Genomic DNA, 21,697 nt, shown 5'->3' with positions numbered 1-21,697 from the left:
ATGGATTGCAGCTTGCTGATTAAACCCTTCTGAGCGACAATAGGAGCCCTTGATTGATAGCCTAAGAGTACTTATGAGCCTTTCCAATGATCTAGTCAATGCTGTTCGTTTTTTAAGTATCGATGCAGTAGAGCAGGCCCAATCAGGACATCCTGGAATGCCCTTAGGCATGGCGCAAATTGCCAGCGTTCTTTGGAAAAAATTTCTCAAACACAATCCCAAAAATCCATCGTGGTTTGACCGCGACCGCTTTGTTTTATCCAATGGCCATGGCTCAATGCTACTTTATTCCCTTCTTCACCTGACTGGATATAACTTAAGCATTGATGAGATTAAAAATTTCCGCCAACTGCACTCAAAAACACCTGGGCATCCGGAGCACGACACACCGGGAGTTGAAACAACAACAGGCCCGCTGGGTCAGGGGCTTGCCAATGCAGTGGGAATGGCCATTGCAGAAAAATTATTGGCCACGCAATTTAATCGCCCTGGTTTAGAACTGGTCAACCATCACACTTATGTATTCGCTGGCGATGGCTGTCTCATGGAAGGCATTTCCCATGAAGCTTGCTCTTTGGCTGGCACCCTTGGCCTTGGAAAATTAATCGTCTTCTATGATGATAACGGCATTTCCATTGATGGTCAGGTGGACTCCTGGTTTAGCGACGATACAGCCAGCCGTTTCAAAGCCTACCATTGGCACGTTATTGGGCCTATTGATGGCCATGATTGCACAGCGATTGAAAATGCCATTGAAGAAGCACGACAAGAGAGCAGCAAACCAAGCTTAATCATTTGTAAAACAATTATTGGCTATGGCTCTTCCGTTGCTGGTTCAGAGAAAAGCCATGGTTCGCCTTTAGGGGCTGAGGGTGTAAAAAAAGTCCGTGAACATTTCAACTGGCCCCATCCTCCTTTTGTCATTCCTGATGCGGTTTACGCCAAATGGAATCACGAAGAGCAAGGACAACATGATGAGACTCTCTGGCTTAAATGCTGTGATCATTATCAAAAAGAACATAGACGCGATTATCATGAATTTCTTCGTCGCGTTAACGGTGATTTGCCGGATAACTGGGACAGTTTGACTGCGACTTTCATTGAAACCTGCCGTCAGCAGGATAAAGCGCAGGCTACCCGCAAAAGTTCGCAACAATGCATTGAAGTATTCGCTAAAATTTTGCCAGAAATGCTGGGTGGTTCTGCTGATTTAACCGGGTCAAACAACACCGACTGGTCCGGCTCCAAAGTCATTACCGCCAAAGATTTTTCCGGGAATTACCTTCACTACGGAGTCCGTGAATTTGCGATGGCAGCCATTATGAATGGGTTGGCCCTGCATCAGGGAATCATTCCTTATGGCGGCACCTTTTTAGTCTTTGCAGACTATGCACGCAATGCCGTTCGCCTTAGTGCCCTAATGAATCAACGTGTCATTTATGTATTTAGCCATGATTCCATTGGTTTGGGAGAAGACGGCCCGACGCATCAACCCATTGAACAAGCTGCCATGCTGCGCATGACTCCGAATATGCATGTTTGGCGTCCGGCTGATTTAATGGAGACTGCCGTTGCTTGGCAGCAGGCCTTGGAACGCCACAACGGCCCCTCCTCTCTGTTGTTATCCAGACAAAATTTACCGTCTTTATCTCACCAGGAAGGACAAGCTGAGTGCATCAAAAAAGGCGGCTATGTGCTTAGCGATTGCGATGGCACTCCCGATGCCATTGTACTGGCGACAGGCTCAGAAGTTCATTTGGCACTCGAGGCGGCAAAATATATGACTGGCTTGGGCAAAAAAATTCGTGTGGTCTCAATGCCCTGTTGTGAACGATTTTTAGCTCAAGATGAGGATTATCAGGAAAAAATTTTGCCCAATTCTGTTCGCAAGCGAGTAGCTATTGAGGCTGCGGCCAGTGATTACTGGTACCGCTTCGTGGGTTTGGATGGGCAGGTTATCGGCCTTGACCGCTTTGGAGTTTCTGCACCAGCCGCTGATGCGTTTCAATATTTAGGCATCACCGCTGAGCACCTGATTTCCGCTTTAAAAACACTATTAAACTGATTCGCCAAGCGAGTCACAGTAATTCGGAGAAGTAGTATGACCATACGAGTCGCAATAAATGGTTATGGCCGCATTGGCCGCTGTATTTTACGTTCCATTTATGAGTATCAGCGTCAAAATGAATTTGAAATTGTCGCCATCAATGATTTGGCAGGCATAGAAACAACAGCCCATTTGACCCGTTATGATTCAACACATGGTCGATTCAGCAGCCGTGTTGAAGTAGAAAATAACCATTTAGTTGTTGACGGCCATGCCATTCGAGTCATCGCAGAACGCGATCCCAACGCCTTACCCTGGAAAGAACTCGACGTTGACTTAGTATTTGAGTGCACCGGTTATTTCACCCAGCGGGAAGCCGCCATGAAACACATTAATGCTGGCGCAAAAAAGGTTCTGATTTCAGCACCAGGAAAAAATGCTGATGCAACCATCGTCTATGGGGTGAATCACCATAGCTTGCAAGCAACCGATGTGATTGTGTCCAATGCTTCCTGTACCACAAACTGCTTAGCTCCGGTTGTGAAAGCTTTGCATGATGCCATAGGCGTAGAGCATGGATTGGTTAATACCGTACACGCCTACACCAAAGATCAAATGCTTCTAGACGGCAGCCACAGCGATTTGCGGCGTGCCCGTTCAGCGACCCAATCCATCATCCCAACCAAAACCGGTGCTGCTGTTGCTGTTGGGCTTGTGTTGCCGGAGTTGGCTGGCAAACTGGATGGTTTTGCCATGCGTGTTCCGACGCTTAATGTATCGGTTGTTGATCTTACCTTTTCAGCCAAACGCGAAACCACCGTTGAGGAAGTCAATGACATCATGCGTAAGGCCAAGAATGATATCTTGCACATTTGCGAAGAACCTTTAGTCTCTTGTGATTTCAATCACTATCCTGCGTCAGCCATATTTGATACCACTCAAACGAAAGTGCTTGGAAACTTGGTTAAGGTCGTTGCCTGGTACGATAATGAATGGGGCTTCTCCAATCGAATGCTGGATACAGCTCAATGCATGATGACTCGTTAAGGATGGCGTAATGAATCTGATTAAAATGAGTGAGATAAGCCTAAGTGGCAAACGCTTGCTGATTCGCGAAGATTTAAATGTGCCTATCAAAGATGGGATCATCACCAGCGACCAACGATTAAGAGCCGCTTTACCAACCATTCAGGCTGCTCTTGATGAAAATGCCGCTGTGATGGTTCTTTCCCATTTGGGTCGACCAGAAGAAGGGAAATTCGAGAAACGATTTTCTTTGCAGCCTGTAGCCGATTATCTGGCGGCTAATTTGGATTATCCTGTTCATTTTGTTAGCGATTATTTGGATGGAGTGAACGTCAACCCTGGAGAGCTGGTCATTTGCGAAAACGTTCGCTTTAATGTGGGCGAAAAGGCGAATGATGACGCCCTGGCTAAAAAACTGGCTGGCTTGTGTGATATTTTTGTAATGGATGCCTTTGGTACCGCTCATCGTGCACAAGCTTCCACGCATGGGGTTGCGAAATTTGCTCCTGTCGCCGTAGCCGGTCCTTTGCTCGTTAGTGAGCTTGAAGCCCTGGAACATGTTTTAAAAGAACCTGAAAAACCCATCGTCGCCATCGTTGGGGGGGCGAAGGTCTCTACCAAATTAAGTTTGCTGAAACAATTGGTCGGGATGGTGGATTACCTAATTCCTGGTGGTGGGATTGCCAATACCTTCCTCAAGGCACAAGGTTATGAAATTGGCATTTCTCTCTATGAAGAGGACTTAGTTCCCGAAGCGCAACTCATTTTAAAATTAGCCGCCGAGCAAGGCTGCAAGATCCCCTTACCGACGGATGTTGTTGTGGGTAAAACATTTTCAGACAACTGCCCTGCCTTTAACAAAGCACTTGGCAGTGTAGCGGCTGACGACATGATCATGGATATTGGACCAAATACTGTCAGTGATTACGTAGATATTATTCATGAAGCGAAAACAATCATTTGGAATGGTCCGCTCGGTGTTTTCGAATTTCCACAGTTTGCTTACGGCACCCGAGCCATTGCCATTGCCATTGCCGACAGCGACGCGTTTTCAATTGCGGGTGGCGGCGATACTTTGGCAGCCATTGATCAATACGCGTTGACTCAGCAAATTTCTTATATTTCAACAGGGGGAGGCGCCTTTTTAGAATTTTTAGAAGGTAAAACCTTACCCGCTGTGGCCATTTTAGAAGAGCGTGCCAATGCGTCGAACTAAAATTGTAGCTACCTTGGGTCCAGCTTGTAGCGATTCAGCAACGTTAGCCGAGTTGCTCAATGCTGGTGTCGACGTTCTGCGTATTAATTTTTCTCATGTGGATGGCAGCCTGCAACAAACTGTTCAAGATGCCAGAGCAATCGCGCGCAAACTGAATCGCCCTCTTGCCATCATGGCAGACTTGCAAGGGCCAAAGCTTCGCATTGGGCGTTTTCTTGAGAAGCAAATTAAATTGCTAAATGGCCAGCAATTTATTCTCAATTGTCAAAGTAATGAGCCTGGTGATGAGCATTCCGTTTCCGTTGCTTATCAAAATTTATGTTTTGAGCTGCAAGCAGGCGATCATTTGCTTCTCGATGATGGCATGCTTGAGCTTAAAGTGGTTCACATCTCAGCACCTTTAATTTATTGTGAAGTCATCGAGGGTGGAATTTTACGCAGCAATAAAGGCCTTAACCGTAAAGGGGGTGGTCTTGCCGCAAGGGCTTTAACGGATAAAGACAAAAATGATTTAAAAACGGCTGTTGAACTAGACGTTGATTATCTTACCCTGTCTTTCGTTAAAGACGCGAAAGACATTGAGGAAGCTCGAGAGTTACTGGCCCAATGCGGCAGAAAAGACATTCCCATCATTGCCAAAATTGAGCGTACCGAAGCGTTGCAACACCTCATTGAAATCATCAATGCCGCTGATGCAATCATGGTTGCTCGTGGAGACTTGGCTGTTGAGGTTGGGCCTGCTGAAGTGCCTGCGATGCAAAAGCGGATTATTGAACAAACAAGGCGATTGAACAAAGTTGTCATCACCGCAACGCAAATGATGGAATCCATGATTAACCACCCACAACCTACTCGGGCTGAGGTATCGGATGTGGCTAATGCGATTTTAGATGGCACAGATGCCGTGATGCTTTCCGCAGAAACGGCTACCGGCAGCTTCCCAATCAAAGTCGTTGCTATGGTCGATAAAATTTGCCGCAGTGCTGAAAAACATGCTGGCTTTTTCTATCATGCTGATAATGAAAGCTGTCACCCTCAGCGTGCCGATCAGACGATTGCAATGGCAACCATGCATGCTGCCAATCATTTTCCGATTAAAGCCATTGTCGCTTTAACTGAATCAGGGGCCACTCCCATCTGGATGTCGCGACAACATAGTTTGGTTCCTATTTATGCAGTAACGGCAAACCCTTATACTGTAGGCAAGTTAAGTTTAGTGAATAATGTTTTTCCAATTTATTTGGATTACTATGCTTTTGATCAAGACATTGATAACAGCATTATCCAATGCTTGATTAAAGAAGGCTTGTTGAAACCCAATAGCTTCGTACTGTTAACCCGAGGCCATAAAATTGGGGAGCCAGGCGGCACGAATCGCCTGCAAATTGTCCGAACTTAAGGTTGTGCTATTAAAAAACCATTAAACGCCTTTGCTTGATTTATAAATCAAGCAAAGTTCCCATAGGAGCTTAATCCGTTGTTTCGATGGATTTGCGCGACAAACCTAATTTTTCTTTCAATCTGGCAACGGCATCCGGATCGAACTGTCGGGAAGGTTTGTGTTTGATTACCACGGCAGGGCGAGCTGGTGCTGCGGCATGTTGCACGCTGAAGGCTGGTGCCCGCTCAGGAAAATAGGCTATCGATTCCGTGATTTGGGATGCTGAAGACGTATTTAAAGGCTGTCCTTTTGCAGGTGCAAGCTTGCGAGCGTTTCGAGCACTTTTCTCAATGCGCTTTCGAATTTTTGTAGCAGCACGTTCGGCTTCTTCCTCACTGACCATGCTAACGGGATTTCCCTCCAAATCCACACGCATTTCCCGAGCTTTCAAGCAGGCCAGGTAATCAATACGACGGGTAAATACAACCACCGCCTCGCGTAATTTACTTTTTGAAATACCATGCTCCGCCGCTTTATCGGCATAGACCAATATGTCTTCCATAATCCCTATTTTTAATGGACGAATTCTAAGTGAGTTATCAAAAACGTGAGGGAAAGTAGCTGCAAGCCACAATAAGGCCTCATTCCGGGCTTTTTTGGATTTATTTTTTTGCGTTTTATTAATTACCGCTGTGCGAGGATGAAGTTCTTGCCTTCTCATGCTACTACCTTTGTTTTGATGGAGCCATAATGTTAAACAAGGCAACAGCCAGTGAGCACAAAGTCACAATTAGTGAGGCTGCAGCTTGCCATTTTATGGATAATGATTCTTGAAAAATGCGCATACAATGTACAGTGTTTATTTGGCATTTGCAAGCCTCTCATAGTCCTCTGATACTAAATTGCACAAGCCTTTATCCACGCATAAAGCCAAGTGATTTCCAGACAGGCCTATGAAAATCATATTAAAGAGATATATACTTTAAGCATGCATTTTTTGGAGCAGTCCTGTTTAGTTGCACCTAAACCAACTTGCTGCATTAGGCATGTATTTACAATTAAGTAAGTTCCGATTCTGAATCGGACAATGCGAGTCATTCAATTCGATAATAGGTAAACGAACGATGCTAAATCGACTGTTTTGGTTTTTTCTGGCCGTTTTTTTCCCTTGGATAGTTTTGCTTCTCGATGATAACCCTGGAGGGGCCTTAGTGGCGCTCATTATGCAAGCCACTTTGATCGGCTGGATTCCCGCCAGTGTCTGGGCTTTGCGGGTGGTGCGGGAAAACACCCCTCCAAAAGAGAAATAACAAAATCTGTCCGCTTAAATAAAAACTGGAGAACTCATGCCTATCCCCGTGATTGTGAATGGCGCTCAAGGCAAAATGGGCCAATTAGCTTGTGAAACATTAAAAAATCATCCCGATTTTGAACTGGTAGCCAGCTTAGGCCGTCAGGATAACCTTCGCCAAGCTATTTCTGAGACCGGAGCTGAAATCGTTGTTGATCTCACGCGAGCCGATTCAGTCTTTGAAAATAGCCTTGCCATTGTTGAAAGTGGTGCTCACCCGGTCATTGGCACCAGCGGATTATTAAATGAGCAAATTGAAATGTTGCAGAGCCTTTGCGACCGACAAAATTTAGGCGGCTTAATTGCCCCCAATTTCTCCATTAGTGCCGTGTTAATGATGCGATTTTCTGCTGAAGCGGCTCGCTACCTTGCCAATGTAGAAATTATTGAAGCCCATCATCAGCAGAAATTTGATGCCCCCTCGGGAACCGCACTCAAAACAGCGGAAATGATCTCAGCCAATCAAACAAGGAGCGGCTCTAGTGACCAGGGTCATGAACTAGTTGAGGGAGTCCGAGGCGGTTGTCATCATGGCATTAGCATACACTCTTTGCGACTACCTGGATTTGTAGCCCAGCAACAAGTCATTTTTGGCAGCACAGGGGAAACATTAACCATAAGCCACAACAGCATTGACCGCATATCCTTTATGCCCGGAATTGTTTTGGCTTGTCAAAAAGTGAAACAGTTGAACTCCCTGTACTACGGATTAGAGCACATCTTGTGAGACAAGCCGGCCATGGCTGTCTTGGCTCATTTAAGAATTCTAAAAGGAACAACCCCTTAACCATAGGGGTTTTTCCTTTAATACAGCAAAGTCCAAAATGAGCGTAAACACAAAAGCATGATTAAAACGGCAACCATAATCATTAACAATTTTCTCGGGATCTTCTTTACCATATAAGCGGCTATTGGTGCTGCCAGAGCACCTCCTGCGATTAGACAAACAACAATCGGCCATTGCTTGATGCCAATGTTGAAAAAAAAAGCCGTTGAAATACCGAGAGCGACGAGAAATTCGGCCAAATTGACCGAGCCGATGGTGTATCGCGGCGGCTCACCTTGAGCTAGCAAAGTGGAGTTGACAATGGGTCCCCATCCCCCGCCTCCGGCTGCATCCAAAAAGCCAGCGGTAAGGCCTAAAGATATTAGACGAGGAATTCGTTTAGCAGGTCTTTCCCGCTTCATCCACTCATACACAACATAGTCATAGAGGAGTTCCGACAGATTGCTTTTGCGAAATGTTTTATAAACAATATAAATGGCCATGAGAAACAAATAGGAAGTGACAAAAGGCTTAATAATCTGAGCGGGTACATGACTTAGAAAAAAGGCCCCAAGTACTCCCCCTAACATTCCAGGAATGGCTAAACGTTTAAATAGAGTACGATCCACGTTTTTAAACATCATATGGGACAAACCTGAAATCCCGGTGGTTACAATTTCAGCCGTGTGAACGCCTGCACTGGCGATTGGGGGAGCAATGCCATAAGCAAGAAGTACGGTCATGCTGATGAGACCATAGCCCATGCCCATGCCACCATCAATCAGCTGGGCCACAAAGCCTACCAATGTAAAAACAAGATATTCGTTCACTATGATATGACTTGGCTGGTTGAATATTGAATCGCGATTTCTTTGATTTTAGCCAATTCAGCAATATTTTCTTTAATTGCAGATTTATCCTGGGGATGATTCTGAATATTGAATATTGCTTGATAGATTTTTAAAATCTCAGGAGCTCGTTTCCATTTCTCCGTCGCTTTAGGGCAAATTTCTGCAAAAATCCGGGTCAGTTTTATCATGTCTGTTTCTTCCCTGCCATCGCGATTCTGCAAAATGTCTTTTGTTGCAAGAATACCTTCTGGTGCTTCTTTTTTAAATATCATCAAATTGGAAGTTTTATTGCGCATGAATTCGCCTTGGTTGCATAAGTCGGTTAAAAGGTCCAATATTTCTGCTCGTTCTTCTCTACTGAGTTGTAAAACGGCATATAAATAGTTATTAACCGACATAAAATCAGCTCTCTTTGAGAGTTGATGCAATGCTTCCAGGGCAGACCTCCTATTTATAGGATTTTTTTGGCCTTGACGGGTTAGATCGAGGAGCATAATTAAAGGCTTAACCCCAAGCGCATGATGGATCAAATGGTTCAATAGGGTGATTATTTCTTTAGCATTCCCCTCATCCTCTCTCGCCGCTTTAAGGACAGTAATCACCTGTTTGCTATTCTTTTTATCTACAGAGAGATTACCAATGCGCCCTACTTCATTATTGGTAGCTAAAACATCGCTGTGGTGCAAAGCATGCATTCCCGCTTTCTTGCAAATGGCAGCAGCAATGTCCGCTGGCCAATAATTAGCAGGAGTTTTAATTCCACTAGAACCATCTGCATTTTGCTCCGCCAGTTCGTAACCATGCCAGGTCACCCATAAATCCGCGACAATATCAACGAAATCTGCGCGATCTTGGCCGGTGTGACTCATGCTTGGCCAATAACCCTTTCTTTTATGAAAGATAAGCATGGCTAATATATGGGTTTCAAGGACCTCTCTTCGGTCTTTGCCACTCACGCAAGAACCGTAGCTTTTACACTGGGATTCACCCATTAATAAATTTTCTATCGAGCTTAAGAACAGTTCGCGCCCATAGTAATCAAAAATAGTGGCTGAACCATAAGGTGAATTTAAGATGGTGCGATATTCTTTTAGCAGCTCTCGTACGCTTTCAACATCGATCGAGAAGCGTTTGGATTTTCCTTCTTTCTCTAAAACCGTTTTCCATTCCAATTGTTTTGCCAATATGGCTTGCCAATCGTCCATTTGACTCAATGCATGATGATTTTTTTCAAATAAACGTTTCAGATTCGAAATGACGGTCTGTGTTTCATTATCCTGCTCAGGAAATAATTGTTCAGAATTTAACGCCTGCTTGTCCTCGACTTCTGCAAATGCTAAAGCAATAACGGCTTTGATTTTGTTTAGGGACCAGGATGACGGAATGAAATGGGGATACTGCATGGCCAAAATTCTCATTTCGACCAAAGTTATTAGAGCCTGACATGACTTGTCTGTCGCCGTAGTGTAATAAAGGTATTTGGCTATGTTAAACGGATGGTTGGTTGAGACAATTAATTTATCTTTCTCTTCTTGAAAACTGGCAATGATTTCTTTGCGCTGCATGTCCAAAGCATAATCTGGTATGTAAGCGTGCAGCCAGGGCACCGGGCTGATTAAAGTTTGTATCAATAAAGGTTGGTTAGACGCATGTTGATGGATTAACTCCAAATTTCTTGTTGCATAGAGTCTTTTAATTGGCATAGGCCATTCGACAATGTCACGCGCAGCCATATGACTGGAGCGCATTCTTGTTGAATATTCATGTTCAACTTCCCCTCTCTCATTAAGCCAGAACACCTTGGTTTCACAGAAATTGGCTAAGAGCGGTAATCGACGCAAGCGGCTTGGAGCAAATGAAATACACTGTTCAAGAGAGCCAACTTGTAAAATATTGCTGAGGAAATGGCGCTCAAAATCTTCTAAAAATAAAACCCATGAGGGTAATTTTCTAAGGGAATTTAGCCTTTCTAACGGCTCAAAAGATTTATTTTGACTGGTAATTCTTTCTTTTTCACTGAGCAACCAGGAATGAAGGGTCGAAACATCAAGGCTCATGCTTGCTGTCATGAGTTTAGTCTCAGCCAGTATTCTCAATACTAACTGATGCTGTGGATCTAAAGATTTCAACCAAATTGGGATTTTGGCATGGCCCATTTGGGCAATTTGTTTTAAATCATGATCAAGCGCCGCACCCTGTTCGAGCTTGAGCTTATTCCATTCCCCAATGAAACCATTCAGGAAAGACAAGCTGCCTGGCAATTCTAGAACAGTTAATTGATTAAAATGCTCCAATTGCTTTTTGTCTCGGGCAAGCCGTTCACTTTTATCCTGCAGCCAATTATCAAAATTAGCAATTTCATCGCTAATGCCTGCTTCGCTTAATCCAGCATCAGCCATTAATTTTAATAGTTGCTGATGCTCTGGATTTAAAGATTTCATCCAAAGCGGAATTTTGCCTTGGGCAATATTTTCTAAATCGTGGTGAAGGTTTGCTCCCTGCTCGAGTTTTATACTGCTCCACTGCAGAGTAAGACTATTCAGGTTGCGTTTTAAACCAGTGAGGGTTTTAAGATCATCTTTGCTGATTAACTCAGAAGGTATAAAAGAGTGCAGATAGATTTGCATCCAAGGTGAAAGAGAGCGAAACCAATGTGGAATGTTTAAGCCATTGTTTTCTTTTGCATGTTGCTGTATTGCTTCAAATTCCTTAAACGTTTTATCCGTATAAGGCTTTAATTGCTCCTCCCATCTTAAAACATACTCAACCGAGTTGCCGGTCTTTATGGGAATTAGTGTTGCCAGGTCAGCTCGTCCTCTTTTCATAATGACATACTGCTCGGCCTTATTGATTAACTCCACAAAATGCTCTTTGCTTTTATAATGTGGGAAATGATCTTTAAGGGCACTCAACAGAAAAGAAGTGTAATCACTGAGAAAGTGTTGATATTGCTCTATGGGAAGTTCTTGGCGTAAAGGGCCAAACTCTAAGTACCAGTTGGGTAGAATGCCTTGATATTCTTCAACTGGAAGTTCTTCTTGGGGTAGGCGATAAAACTCTAAACACCAATCCACGTAGAGCTTCAGATCTTCCTTAGAGTGTTTAAGTTCAGGGAGGCTACTGAGTACTAATAAAAATGCATTGTAAAAACTTTGCATGCGACGCTGATAACTGCGTCTTAAATTAGGTATAGCTGGATAAAATTCGATTTCAAATTCACCCAGAATGGTTTGTAGTTTCCTCTGCATTAATGGAGAAATGTCCATGCCTTCTGCGAGACGTAATATTGTTTTTTTTCCCATGTCTACTATCCTTGCATGCATCGGTTGTTTATTATTAAATAAATCGGCAAAGTTAACAATTTCTTGTAAACCATTTTAACAAGATATTCAATGTGGCTTCACTCTAACGGATTTCGACTTAAGGATAAAAAATGAAAATAAAAACAGGAGATTACTTCGGCTCTTCGGAAACAGGGATTAATGAAGCCGTTCAGCAAGCCTTGCAAAATGTACCCGAACATAGCTTGATAGAAATTATTGAAACCCGCAGTTCCTGGACAGAGAACAAGCGCTATTACCAAGTGATAATAAGCGCTTTTGCCAATTAAATTGATGCTTATTGAAATGGAGTTTTGAACATGGGTTACATCGTCCCTCATTTCATCGCGGGTGAAACAGTCCTTACAGAAACAGCCCACTTTCGTACTATTTTTAATCCAGCTCTGGGTGAAGACATTGGCCGAGCCTATTTTGCCGACTCAGCTTTATGCGATAAGGTGGTGGCTACTGCCAAAGCTGCCTGGCCAGCTTGGGCTGAAACCACAGCACTTAAGCGTGCCAGGATTCTGTTCAAATTTCGTGAGTTACTCGACAAATATCAGCTTGATTTAGCGCGTATAGTCACTCGTGAACATGGCAAAACACTTGAAGATGCAAAAGGTTCTGTAGCCCGAGCCATTGAGGTGGTTGAGTTTCATTGCGGATTGGTGACTCAGCTGCAAGGGGATTTTTCCGCGGACGTGTCAACTCATATCGACTGCCACACTTTCAGACAACCTCTTGGTGTCTGCGCAGGCGTGTCTCCTTTTAACTTTCCAGTGATGGTTCCCGTTTGGATGATGATTCCTGCTATTGCTTCAGGCAATACCTTCATTTTAAAGCCATCTGAGCAAGATCCTTCAGCACCTATACGTCTGCTGGAACTATTAAGTGAAGCAGGCTTGCCAAATGGTGTTGCCAATTGCATTCAGGGCGATAAAGAAGTGGTTGAACACTTGCTTAAGCATCCTGATATTTCAGCCTTTACTGCGGTGGCATCAACGCCCGTTTCTGAAGCCATTTACCGCAAGGCCACTGCCTATGGTAAACGGGCTCATACATTTGGCGGCGCAAAAAATCATTGTGTTGTGATGCCTGATGCCGACTTAGACCAAGCTGCAAATGCCATTGTTGGGGCTGCTTATGGTTCTGCCGGTGAACGCTGCATGGCGATTTCAGCGGTGGTGACTGTCGGTGATAATACAGCTGAGCAATTATTGCAGAAATTGATCCCTTTGGTCCGTGCCATTCGTGTGGATGCAGGTGATGCCAAAGACAGCGACATGGGTCCTTTAATCAGTGCCGAGCACCGGCAAAAAGTCCTTTCTGCCATTAATGAAGGGGTTGCCGAAGGGGCAACGCTATTAGTCGACGGGCGTGCCTTTAAGCATAAGGAACATCCCCAAGGTTATTTTTTAGGCCCCTCCCTGTTTGATCAGGTAAAAGAATCGATGTCCATTTATCAAAACGAGATTTTTGGACCTGTATTGGTGGTGCTAAGAGCAGCCACTTTTGAAGAAGCCCTGTCCTTAGTCAATCGTCATCAATACGGTAATGGCACTGCCATTTTTACCCGCGATGGCTACAGCGCTCGCGAATACAGTCGTCGAGTACAGGCCGGCATGGTTGGAATAAATATTCCCATCCCCGTCCCCATTGCAAGTCATCCCTTTGGTGGCTGGAAACGTTCTTCGTTTGGCGATACCAATATGCATGGTGTGGAAAGCATTAATTTTTACACGCGGCGCAAAACGGTCACCAGCAAATGGCCTGTAACTGAATTGGCTAATGGCGCTTTTAATATGCCTACTCACGATTAATGTCATTATCTATAGCGGTTCAGGAGAACAAATCATGGCAAAGATTGGTTTCGTCGGGCTTGGGCATATGGGGCTGCCTATGGCCATCAATTTAATAAAAGCAGGACATCAGCTAACCGGCTTTGATTTGCAATCTTCCGCTCTTGAGCAATTGGTGGATGCTGGCGGAAAAGCAGCAACTCAACTTGCCGAAGCGGCTTATGCAAAAGACATCATTATCACAATGTTGCAAACTGGCCAGCAGGTTTCGCAGGTCTGTCTGGGAGAACAAGGGCTATTCGCCAAAGCTCCACCCGGTTGTTTATACATTGACTGCTCTTCAATTGATGTTCCGAGCAGTCGTGAAATTCACAGCCAGGCTGCCCGCCTGAATATTTCAGCGGTTGATGCCCCAGTTTCTGGCGGAGTTGCTGGAGCCGCTGCGGCTACTTTGACATTTATGGTGGGAGGAAGCCAGCCTGCTTTTGAGAAAGCCAAACCCATTTTAGCGGCCATGGGACAAAAAATAATTCATACAGGAGATTGCGGAAGCGGGCAAGCTGCAAAAATTTGTAACAATATGATTCTTGGCATATCAATGATAGCCGTTTCTGAAGCCTTTGTCTTAGCAGAACATTTAGGTTTATCGGCACAGAAGTTATTTGAGGTCGTCAATAATTCATCGGGGCAATGCTGGGCAATGACTAAGTATGCACCGGTACCTGGAGTATTGCCCAATGTGCCAGCTAATAATGATTATCAACCCGGCTTTACTGCGGCAATGATGCTTAAGGATTTGAATCTAAGCCAAAATTCAGCGGCCACTTTAGGAGTAAAGACAGCCATGGCTGAGAAAGCCGCGGCCATTTATCGAGAATTTAATGAAGCAGGCTTAGGACATTTGGACTTTTCAGCCATCATTAAAGCCATTGGCCAAAATTAGGTGCCCCATGACTAAAAGACCATTCCCAACAGCAGACGATGATTCTCTCTTGCCATTTTGGCACGATGTGGCTCTTGAGTATATTGATTGGATTAAACCTTGGGACAAAGAGTTCGAAGGTGGGTTTGCACAAGGACAAGTAAAATGGTTTCAAGGTGCGAAACTCAATGCCACTGTCAATTGCCTGGACAGGCATTTACCGACCAAAGCCAATCAACCAGCCATCATTTGGGAAGGCGATGACGACAAACAGCAAAGCACACTTAGTTTTGGGCAATTGCATGAACAAGTTTGTTTAATGGCCAATGTCCTTAAATCTTTAGGTGTGGGCAGGGGCGATCGCGTGGCACTGTATTTACCAATGATTGCAGAAGCCGTTATTGCTACCTTGGCTTGTGCTCGCATTGGTGCGGTACACTGCATTGTCTTTGCCGGTTTTTCTCCTGCAGCACTAAGACAGCGTTTGCAGGCTGCCGAATGCAAATTGCTCATCACAGCAGACGGATATTTCCGCGGCGGCAAACATTTTCCACTAAAACAACAAGCCGATGCGGCCGCAAATGAGCTTCCTTTGCAAATTTTACTAATCCAGAATAGCAAGGAAAAAGTACCTTTCAATGCGCAAAAGGATCACTGGTGGCATGAACTTCGCCTTGAGCAAAGCAGCCATTGCGAGCCTGAGGCCATGAATGCTGAAGATCCTTTATTCATTCTTTATACTTCAGGCAGCACCGGGAAACCCAAAGGTCTGGTGCATAGCACAGGCGGCTATCTCGTACAGGTGGCTTATAGCTTTGATTATATTTTTAATTGCGCCCCCACGGAAATCTTTTGGTGCACAGCAGACATTGGTTGGATTACGGGGCACAGCTACGTCATTTACGGCCCCTTAGCCAATGGCATCACAAGCTTAATGTATGCGGGAGTTCCCAATTGGCCTACTCCCGCTCGTTGCTGGGAAATTATAGACCGTCATCAGGTCAATGTGTTTTACACAGCACCAACTGCCATTCGTGCCTTAAAACGCGAGGGCGATCAATGGCTTTCGACAACCAGCCGCAAATCTTTACGTTTATTGGGAACCGTAGGTGAGCCTATTAACCCTGAAGTATGGGAATGGTATCAACATAAGGTGGGCTTAAATTCTTGTCCAATTGTAGATACCTGGTGGCAGACTGAAACGGGAGCAATCATGATATGCCCGCAAGGAGGGGTCATGAATGCCAAACCAGGTGCCGCAAGTCAACCGCTGCCAGGAATATTCCCGGTGATTCTCAATGAACAACATGAGGAAATTAAAGGCATGGGCGAAGGCATATTGGCCATTAAAAAACCCTGGCCTTCTATTGCCAGAACCATAGCCGGTAATCACGAGCGCTACTGCAAGGCATATTTTGCCAATGACTATTATATTACCGGCGATGGTGCCAAGCGCGATAAGGATGGTGATTTTTGGATTACCGGACGGATTGATGACGTGTTGAATGTTGCCGGTCATCGTTTGAGCACCGCAGAAATTGAAAGCTCCCTAGTCACTCACCCTAAAGTGGCAGAAGCTGCAGTGGTCAGCATGCCCGATGAAATTAAAGGACAAGGAATACATGCTTATGTGACTTTAAAAGAGGGAGAAGAACCCTCCCCTCAACTGTACGAAGAATTAGTATCCACTGTAAAAAACGACATCAGCAGCATTGCCAAACCCGATGAAATCACATGGGTTAGAGACTTGCCCAAGACCAGATCGGGTAAAATAATGCGCCGAATCCTTCGGCAAATCGCAAACAATCACGCACAGGAGCTTTCTGATTTGGGTGATTTATCCACCTTGGCAAATCCTCAAGTGGTTGAGGATTTACTCAAGAAAGAAAAATAACAGCCACCGGTCCTTAGGAGTTTATAAGTCAACAGCAATATCGGGAATGCAAAGCCTGAACATTGATTCTTTAGAATTGCTCTAAGCAAAGCTTTCATGGGGCCAGGAATTAAGCTGGTGCATCAATAATTCTCTGATGGTTTAGCAAACCATCACAAGCCTTGATTCGAAGAATAACAAAAATGGCGGCTTTCAAGGTTTTATGTTAACTTGCCGCGCCTGTTTGCAAATCGGGCCAGGCAAACCATTCATTTAATTTCTTGATGAGTTCTTCGATGCCTTCCTTTTTCAAGGCCGAAAAGGCTTGCACACTGATGAAATCCTCCATCAACTCATAGTGCTTGCGCACTTTGGCCATGCTGTTTTTAACCTCACTTCGACTTAATTTGTCGGATTTGGTGAGTAAAATATGGACGGGCAATTCACGAGATAGCGACCAGTCAATCATCACTTGATCCAGCTCTTTTAAGGGATGACGGCAATCCATTAACAAAATTAATCCTCTTAGGCACTGCCTGACTTCCAAATAATGGCTTAAATGCTGTTGCCATTCTTTTTTAACATCCTGAGCCACTTTGGCATAACCATAACCTGGTAAATCCACCAACCGCCGTGAATCGTCCAGTTCAAACAAATTGATGAGCTGCGTGCGACCGGGCGTTTTACTGGTTTTAGCAAGCTGTTTATTTTCAGTCAGACAATTCAAAGCACTTGATTTACCAGCATTGGAACGGCCTGCGAAAGCAACTTCAAACCCTTCATCACTCGGCAATTGATTGACTCGAGCGGCACTTTTTAGAAAACTTGCTTTCCTGTATGGATTTACTAACATCTTTAATTTCATTTTGGTATTTTAAACAAGCAGTGTACCATTAAATAAGAAGAACCCTCGGGAAAACCATGAAAAAAATCTTGTTTGCACTTGTTGTATTTTACACATACGCAATCAATGCTGCCAACCAACAACCCTCGCCCACAGCTATTGAACAAAAAATAGCCGTTTGTGTAGCCTGTCATGGGCAGCAAGGGATTAGTGTTAATCCACAATGGCCTAATCTTGCTGGCCAACACGCGAGTTATCTGTTCAAGCAGCTGAAGGATTATAAAGCCGTCAAAACCAGAAATGTACCAACAATGACCGCTATCGTTGCCAATTTAAATGAGAATGATATGTTGGAGCTGGCTAAATACTATTCCGAACAAACGCTACCGAAAGGGGCGACGCCTGAGAAATTTGTTCAGCGCGGGCAACAACTTTACCGAGGTGGGGATTTTGACAAGCATATTACAGCTTGCATCGCATGCCATGGCCCTAAAGGGACAGGCAATGAACAAGCTGGTTTTCCTGTCTTGTCAGGGCAACATGCTGCTTATACCATACTGCAATTACAAGCATTTAAGGAAGGTAAGCGCTCCAACGATTTAAATGGGATTATGAGGGACATCAGCTCCCGCATGAGCCAGGAAGACATGGAAGCCGTGGCTTATTACATTCAAGGTTTGCACTAAAAAAGAGAGATTCAATATGTTAAAGCGTGTTTTGTGTGTTCTTTTGCTGTTCCCGGTTCTCGCATTTGCAGAAGATTTTGTTGCTGGGAAAGACTATGAACTGGTTAATGGTACTGCTCCTTCCGTGCATGCAGGCAAGGTCATGGTGACTGAGTTTTTCAGTTATGGTTGTCCCTGGTGTTATCGAATTGAGCCGGCGTTAAATACCTGGGTTCAACAACAAGGAAACAAAGTGCAATTTTCTCGCATTCCTGTTGTTTTCCATAAAGAGTGGGAATACTATGCGAAAGCCTACTACACGGCCAATTTATTGGGACTTGAAAGCAAACTTGGCCCAGCCTTGTTCAAAGCCATTCAAAATGACAAGCGTCCATTGGCTAACAATGAAGAAATGATTCAATTTTTTACCGCCGAAGGCGTGGACAATGCCACGGCAAAAAGCGCCTTTGAAAACTCCACAACCATAGATGTGCAAGTTGCCGAGGGTCTTGCAACCATGTCTCGTTATCGCATCAACGGCGTACCCGCCATCGTTGTCAATAACCAATACAAAACCGACTTGCAGATGGCTAAAAACCCCGAGCGGTTTTTACAAATTTTAGATTTCCTGGTTAAAAAAGCCCAAACGGCTTAATGGAACAACGCATTTAAACCTTGGTACCGTTTAAACCATTTCAAACTGTCTAGCGCAAAGGGTGGAGGGGTGCAAGCACTCCACCAATTAAACGCATATTGAATTGTGCCGGAGAAGGAGAAATCCCATCGACCTTCAATTTTTCTGAGACTCAATGAACACCTGGCAGACTGCAGAATAGTTAAATTGCAACCATGTTTTTATAATAACCCTTACCTTCAATGCCCAGCCTTTGTGACCCTAGACTAGGCAGGTAAGCCCATGAGCTCAGTCTTTTCCCCTTATTCCTTGCATTTACAAATGCTTAGATTAGAGGGTTACAGCTTAGGTTTGGGAAGAATAAATAATATTTTTCCCATTCTTTTTGGCCTGGTACAACATGAAGTCTGCGGCTGAAACCAGATCCTCCAACTTAGTCTTCGAAGGTCGCGTTTCAACGATGCCCATGCTCAATGAAACTTTATTGGGAGAATCGATCTTTATCTCTTCCTGTATGGTCTTTGCAATCAGATTAGCTTCCTCTAATCGGCAATTCGCCAGAATAATTGCAAACTCATCGCCACCAATTCTAAAGCTGCTGTCATTAGAACGAGAGGTATTATTTGCAATGACGGTCGCTACTCTTTTTAAAAATTCATCCCCTTTAGGATGACCAAGATTGTCATTAATCCATTTAAAATTATCTACATCAATGAAGAGCAAAACCAGGAAATGTTTGTTTCTTTCTGCTCTTCTTAACTCTTCATCAAGACGAAGATCAAAATATCTACGGTTGTAAAGGCCTGTTAAGGAGTCTGTAATTGAGATTCGCCGGATCTCATCCAAGGCATCGTCTTTCTCGTGATTGGCCTGATGGAGGTTGCTAATGAGGCAATCTTTTTCTTTGCTAAGGTTAATGGTCTTATGCAGAACCCTTGAGGTGAAATTTGCCGTGACCATCAACATGATAATAAACAGTAGAAAAGTAACAGCTAATAAGTCCTTATCCAGTATACCGAATGAAAGATTATAAATGATCATGGGCAAGAAAATTGGGAATAAAAAAGCATAGTAAGCAGGCCGGTATACAGAAAGCGAGGCAAGGCCACCTGCGGCCAGGCCCCCAAGTACAACTGTGATGACATTCTGATGCATTGCAAGGAAGTATTTATAAAACCAGACGTAGCAAAAGCCCCATAGGCAACCAGTTAAAAACGTTAAGCCTACAAAGAGGGCCAAATGCGCCTTAGCTGAATCGATGTAAAGCCTTTTGATCAAAGTGTAGTGGCTATGGAACAAGCGGATGAGGCTTAAAAACGTCATGGCCAGGAACCAAACTATTGTAGAAGGCAGTTCAGCTCCCCGATACAAAAGGTAGCAACAAATGATGGCGGACAGCAAGATGTTAAAAGGAATGGTCTTTACCGATGTTTGGAGGAGCAGTAAAAAACATTCCTGTTGCAGTTGCAGTATTTTCTTCATGAAAGTACTTTTATCAGCCCTTGGTTATAATTAAATTTCCCTATTTAATTTAATTTTAGCCAATTTTTGACTGTTGGCAGGCAAAGACTAAGCTAAGAAGATTGAAACAGGCTTGCCCCCGTTCATTTCACAAGCTTTGAATAAAGGGAAATACCCCATCTTCCGGGATAGTAACTTACCATCATCATTTATGAAATTGTAACAACTCTACTCATGGTTCCCGGGATTTTCCAAACTTAAAATCCCTGTATTGAAATCATAGGCGAAAATTTCGGCATAGCGCCCCCAGTCAATCATGGTCCGTAATACCCTGTCCGCTTCTTTTTCACTGAGATAATCTTCAAGTTTGCTTAAAAATCGTTCCTCAGAAACCCGATGGCCGAATTTTTCATCCAGCACTCGACGAATGTAGCGGGCCAGTGGCACTTTTTCGAGCAAACATCTCGCAAAGAGTTGCTTGCGGGCTTGCAAATCGGCTTCGGAAAACTGCTTGCCTAACTCACTCAATTGGATATCCCCATCTGAAACTTTGGCAAAACCTAAGATTTCCAAGGTTTCAAGAATTGGGAACAAGTCATCAATATTCATCATGAGCTCATCGGCAAGCTCAGGCAAATCGATGCGCTCCTCAAAGGATTTCATGGTTTCGATGAGGCCGGATAATTCTGAAGGCTCCACATCTGGCAATCGGTAACCCAGGCCGATTTGCCACTGTCTTTGTGCGCGTTTTGCTTTTTCTTTTGGCCCTGTGGTCATTAATTTATAAATTTTGTCGACCAGATCGCGAAACTCAGGGGTCCCACTATCGCGCGGTTGCGGCAGCGTGACTTGCAGCTCTGCACGGATATAACCTGGATCACTGCCAAAAATAACAATGCGATCAGCCAAGGTTGCTGCCTCTTCAATGTTGTGGGTAACCAATAAAATGCCGTTGGTGTTGGTTTTCTTTTCCTTCCACAATTCCAACAAATCGGATTTTAAATTTTCGGCAGTAAGGACGTCTAAAGCGGAAAAAGGTTCATCCATTAATAAAACGTCAGGATTAATCACCAAGGCACGTGCGAAACCAACGCGTTGACGCATCCCCCCTGACAATTCCTTGGGAAAAGCCGATTCAAAACCATCCAGGCCAATGGTATCAATGGCTTCAATCGCCCGGCGTCTTCGCTCTTCACGATTGACCCCTTGAGCTTCGAGGCCAAGCTCCACGTTTTCAAGCACGGTCAGCCAGGGCATTAAAGCAAAGGATTGAAACACCATAGCAATGCCTGGCACGGGTCCTGTTACCGGCTTACCGCGATAAGTGATTGTTCCAGCCGAAGGTGGAACGAGACCGGCAATGATGCGAAGGAGAGTCGATTTGCCGGAACCAGACTTACCCAGCATGGCGACGATTTCACCTTCTTTCAATTGAAAATTTACGTCTTCCAGTACTAATAAATCCTGATCAGAAGCCTTTTTAAATGATTTACGGCAATTTTCAATGGCGATAATTGTTTCTGACATAGATGCCTCAGTAC

General features: G+C 44.3%; 18 protein-coding genes. 12 read left to right on the top strand and 6 right to left on the bottom strand.

What is annotated here, in order from left to right; genetic code table 11:
- Window positions 1-73 precede the first annotated feature (73 nt).
- From tkt to pyk, 4 genes are read left to right on the top strand one after another with little or no spacing between them, the layout of a single operon-like run.
- Window positions 74-2,065, top strand: a complete 1,992-nt coding sequence (gene tkt / locus EL203_RS00815; protein WP_058471440.1) for a transketolase — start codon at window positions 74-76, stop codon at window positions 2,063-2,065.
- A 36-nt stretch (window positions 2,066-2,101) separates the two neighbouring features.
- Window positions 2,102-3,094 (top strand): type I glyceraldehyde-3-phosphate dehydrogenase, encoded by a 993-nt coding sequence (gene gap / locus EL203_RS00810; protein WP_058471441.1) that lies wholly within the window; start codon window positions 2,102-2,104, stop codon window positions 3,092-3,094.
- 10 nt (window positions 3,095-3,104) lie between these two features.
- Window positions 3,105-4,289, top strand: a complete 1,185-nt coding sequence (locus EL203_RS00805) for a phosphoglycerate kinase (RefSeq protein WP_058471442.1) — start codon at window positions 3,105-3,107, stop codon at window positions 4,287-4,289.
- The gene (gene pyk, locus EL203_RS00800) at window positions 4,276-5,688 is read left to right on the top strand and encodes a pyruvate kinase (protein ID WP_058471443.1); all 1,413 of its coding nucleotides are present in this window, start codon (window positions 4,276-4,278) and stop codon (window positions 5,686-5,688) included. Before EL203_RS00805 ends, pyk begins: the two co-directional genes overlap by 14 nt.
- Window positions 5,689-5,758: 70 nt before the next feature.
- Here the strand turns inward: pyk and EL203_RS00795 are convergent, their stop codons facing one another.
- Window positions 5,759-6,391: a ProQ/FinO family protein gene (locus EL203_RS00795; protein ID WP_058471444.1), complete on the bottom strand. Its 633-nt coding sequence runs from the start codon at window positions 6,389-6,391 to the stop codon at window positions 5,759-5,761.
- 403 nt (window positions 6,392-6,794) lie between these two features.
- On the opposite strand from EL203_RS00795, the gene EL203_RS00790 reads away from it, so the two are divergent.
- Together EL203_RS00790 and dapB are read left to right on the top strand one after the other, a co-directional pair.
- Window positions 6,795-6,980, top strand: coding sequence for a hypothetical protein (locus EL203_RS00790; RefSeq protein ID WP_058471445.1), 186 nt, complete (start codon window positions 6,795-6,797; stop codon window positions 6,978-6,980).
- 36 nt (window positions 6,981-7,016) lie between these two features.
- A complete protein-coding gene (gene dapB / locus EL203_RS00785; RefSeq protein WP_058471446.1) occupies window positions 7,017-7,748 on the top strand; it encodes a 4-hydroxy-tetrahydrodipicolinate reductase in 732 nt (243 codons plus the stop codon).
- A gap of 77 nt (window positions 7,749-7,825) precedes the next feature.
- Here the strand turns inward: dapB and EL203_RS00780 are convergent, their stop codons facing one another.
- The gene (locus tag EL203_RS00780) at window positions 7,826-8,617 is read right to left on the bottom strand and encodes a sulfite exporter TauE/SafE family protein (protein WP_058471447.1); all 792 of its coding nucleotides are present in this window, start codon (window positions 8,615-8,617) and stop codon (window positions 7,826-7,828) included.
- On the bottom strand, window positions 8,617-11,940 hold the full coding sequence (locus tag EL203_RS00775; RefSeq protein WP_058471448.1) for a hypothetical protein: 3,324 nt from the start codon (window positions 11,938-11,940) through the stop codon (window positions 8,617-8,619). Before EL203_RS00775 ends, EL203_RS00780 begins: the two co-directional genes overlap by 1 nt.
- Window positions 11,941-12,071: 131 nt before the next feature.
- On the opposite strand from EL203_RS00775, the gene EL203_RS14250 reads away from it, so the two are divergent.
- From EL203_RS14250 to acs, 4 genes are read left to right on the top strand one after another with little or no spacing between them, the layout of a single operon-like run.
- Window positions 12,072-12,248, top strand: coding sequence for a hypothetical protein (locus EL203_RS14250; RefSeq protein ID WP_156413829.1), 177 nt, complete (start codon window positions 12,072-12,074; stop codon window positions 12,246-12,248).
- A 30-nt stretch (window positions 12,249-12,278) separates the two neighbouring features.
- Window positions 12,279-13,778 carry a CoA-acylating methylmalonate-semialdehyde dehydrogenase gene (locus tag EL203_RS00770; RefSeq protein ID WP_058471449.1) on the top strand — a complete coding sequence of 500 codons (1,500 nt, stop codon included), beginning with the start codon at window positions 12,279-12,281 and terminating at the stop codon, window positions 13,776-13,778.
- 34 nt (window positions 13,779-13,812) lie between these two features.
- Window positions 13,813-14,700, top strand: coding sequence for a 3-hydroxyisobutyrate dehydrogenase (gene mmsB / locus EL203_RS00765; protein ID WP_058471450.1), 888 nt, complete (start codon window positions 13,813-13,815; stop codon window positions 14,698-14,700).
- Between the two features lie 7 nt (window positions 14,701-14,707).
- Window positions 14,708-16,573 (top strand): acetate--CoA ligase, encoded by a 1,866-nt coding sequence (gene acs, locus EL203_RS00760; protein ID WP_058471451.1) that lies wholly within the window; start codon window positions 14,708-14,710, stop codon window positions 16,571-16,573.
- Window positions 16,574-16,778: 205 nt separating this feature from the next.
- Here the strand turns inward: acs and yihA are convergent, their stop codons facing one another.
- On the bottom strand, window positions 16,779-17,405 hold the full coding sequence (gene yihA, locus EL203_RS00755; RefSeq protein WP_058471452.1) for a ribosome biogenesis GTP-binding protein YihA/YsxC: 627 nt from the start codon (window positions 17,403-17,405) through the stop codon (window positions 16,779-16,781).
- 68 nt (window positions 17,406-17,473) lie between these two features.
- Here yihA and EL203_RS00750 point away from each other — a divergent pair, with 68 nt between their 5' ends.
- Window positions 17,474-18,082, top strand: a complete 609-nt coding sequence (locus tag EL203_RS00750) for a c-type cytochrome (protein ID WP_058471453.1) — start codon at window positions 17,474-17,476, stop codon at window positions 18,080-18,082.
- 16 nt (window positions 18,083-18,098) lie between these two features.
- Window positions 18,099-18,716, top strand: coding sequence for a thiol:disulfide interchange protein DsbA/DsbL (locus tag EL203_RS00745; protein ID WP_058471454.1), 618 nt, complete (start codon window positions 18,099-18,101; stop codon window positions 18,714-18,716).
- A gap of 324 nt (window positions 18,717-19,040) precedes the next feature.
- On the opposite strand, the gene EL203_RS00740 is transcribed toward EL203_RS00745, so the two are convergent.
- Window positions 19,041-20,177 carry a GGDEF domain-containing protein gene (locus EL203_RS00740; RefSeq protein WP_058471455.1) on the bottom strand — a complete coding sequence of 379 codons (1,137 nt, stop codon included), beginning with the start codon at window positions 20,175-20,177 and terminating at the stop codon, window positions 19,041-19,043.
- A gap of 207 nt (window positions 20,178-20,384) precedes the next feature.
- Window positions 20,385-21,683: an ABC transporter ATP-binding protein gene (locus EL203_RS00735; protein ID WP_058471456.1), complete on the bottom strand. Its 1,299-nt coding sequence runs from the start codon at window positions 21,681-21,683 to the stop codon at window positions 20,385-20,387.
- Window positions 21,684-21,697 lie beyond the last annotated feature (14 nt).

Source organism: Legionella jordanis, assembly GCF_900637635.1.
Classification (GTDB): Bacteria; Pseudomonadota; Gammaproteobacteria; order Legionellales; family Legionellaceae; genus Tatlockia; species Tatlockia jordanis.
Note: the sequence above shows the minus strand (reverse complement) of the source record. Positions and strands in the feature narration are given on the sequence as shown.

What these genes read in the sequence shown, in the direction of transcription:
- EL203_RS00735 (WP_058471456.1), bottom strand. Translation starts at nt 21,683, where the DNA reads ATGTCAGAAACAATTATCGCCATTGAAAATTGCCGTAAATCATTTAAA.
- EL203_RS00790 (WP_058471445.1), top strand. Translation starts at nt 6,795, where the DNA reads ATGCTAAATCGACTGTTTTGGTTTTTTCTGGCCGTTTTTTTCCCTTGG.
- EL203_RS00770 (WP_058471449.1), top strand. Translation starts at nt 12,279, where the DNA reads ATGGGTTACATCGTCCCTCATTTCATCGCGGGTGAAACAGTCCTTACA.
- dapB (WP_058471446.1), top strand. Translation starts at nt 7,017, where the DNA reads ATGCCTATCCCCGTGATTGTGAATGGCGCTCAAGGCAAAATGGGCCAA.
- pyk (WP_058471443.1), top strand. Translation starts at nt 4,276, where the DNA reads ATGCGTCGAACTAAAATTGTAGCTACCTTGGGTCCAGCTTGTAGCGAT.
- EL203_RS00775 (WP_058471448.1), bottom strand. Translation starts at nt 11,940, where the DNA reads ATGGGAAAAAAAACAATATTACGTCTCGCAGAAGGCATGGACATTTCT.
- EL203_RS14250 (WP_156413829.1), top strand. Translation starts at nt 12,072, where the DNA reads ATGAAAATAAAAACAGGAGATTACTTCGGCTCTTCGGAAACAGGGATT.
- yihA (WP_058471452.1), bottom strand. Translation starts at nt 17,405, where the DNA reads ATGTTAGTAAATCCATACAGGAAAGCAAGTTTTCTAAAAAGTGCCGCT.
- mmsB (WP_058471450.1), top strand. Translation starts at nt 13,813, where the DNA reads ATGGCAAAGATTGGTTTCGTCGGGCTTGGGCATATGGGGCTGCCTATG.
- EL203_RS00740 (WP_058471455.1), bottom strand. Translation starts at nt 20,177, where the DNA reads ATGAAGAAAATACTGCAACTGCAACAGGAATGTTTTTTACTGCTCCTC.
- EL203_RS00795 (WP_058471444.1), bottom strand. Translation starts at nt 6,391, where the DNA reads ATGAGAAGGCAAGAACTTCATCCTCGCACAGCGGTAATTAATAAAACG.
- gap (WP_058471441.1), top strand. Translation starts at nt 2,102, where the DNA reads ATGACCATACGAGTCGCAATAAATGGTTATGGCCGCATTGGCCGCTGT.
- EL203_RS00805 (WP_058471442.1), top strand. Translation starts at nt 3,105, where the DNA reads ATGAATCTGATTAAAATGAGTGAGATAAGCCTAAGTGGCAAACGCTTG.
- EL203_RS00750 (WP_058471453.1), top strand. Translation starts at nt 17,474, where the DNA reads ATGAAAAAAATCTTGTTTGCACTTGTTGTATTTTACACATACGCAATC.
- acs (WP_058471451.1), top strand. Translation starts at nt 14,708, where the DNA reads ATGACTAAAAGACCATTCCCAACAGCAGACGATGATTCTCTCTTGCCA.
- EL203_RS00745 (WP_058471454.1), top strand. Translation starts at nt 18,099, where the DNA reads ATGTTAAAGCGTGTTTTGTGTGTTCTTTTGCTGTTCCCGGTTCTCGCA.
- tkt (WP_058471440.1), top strand. Translation starts at nt 74, where the DNA reads ATGAGCCTTTCCAATGATCTAGTCAATGCTGTTCGTTTTTTAAGTATC.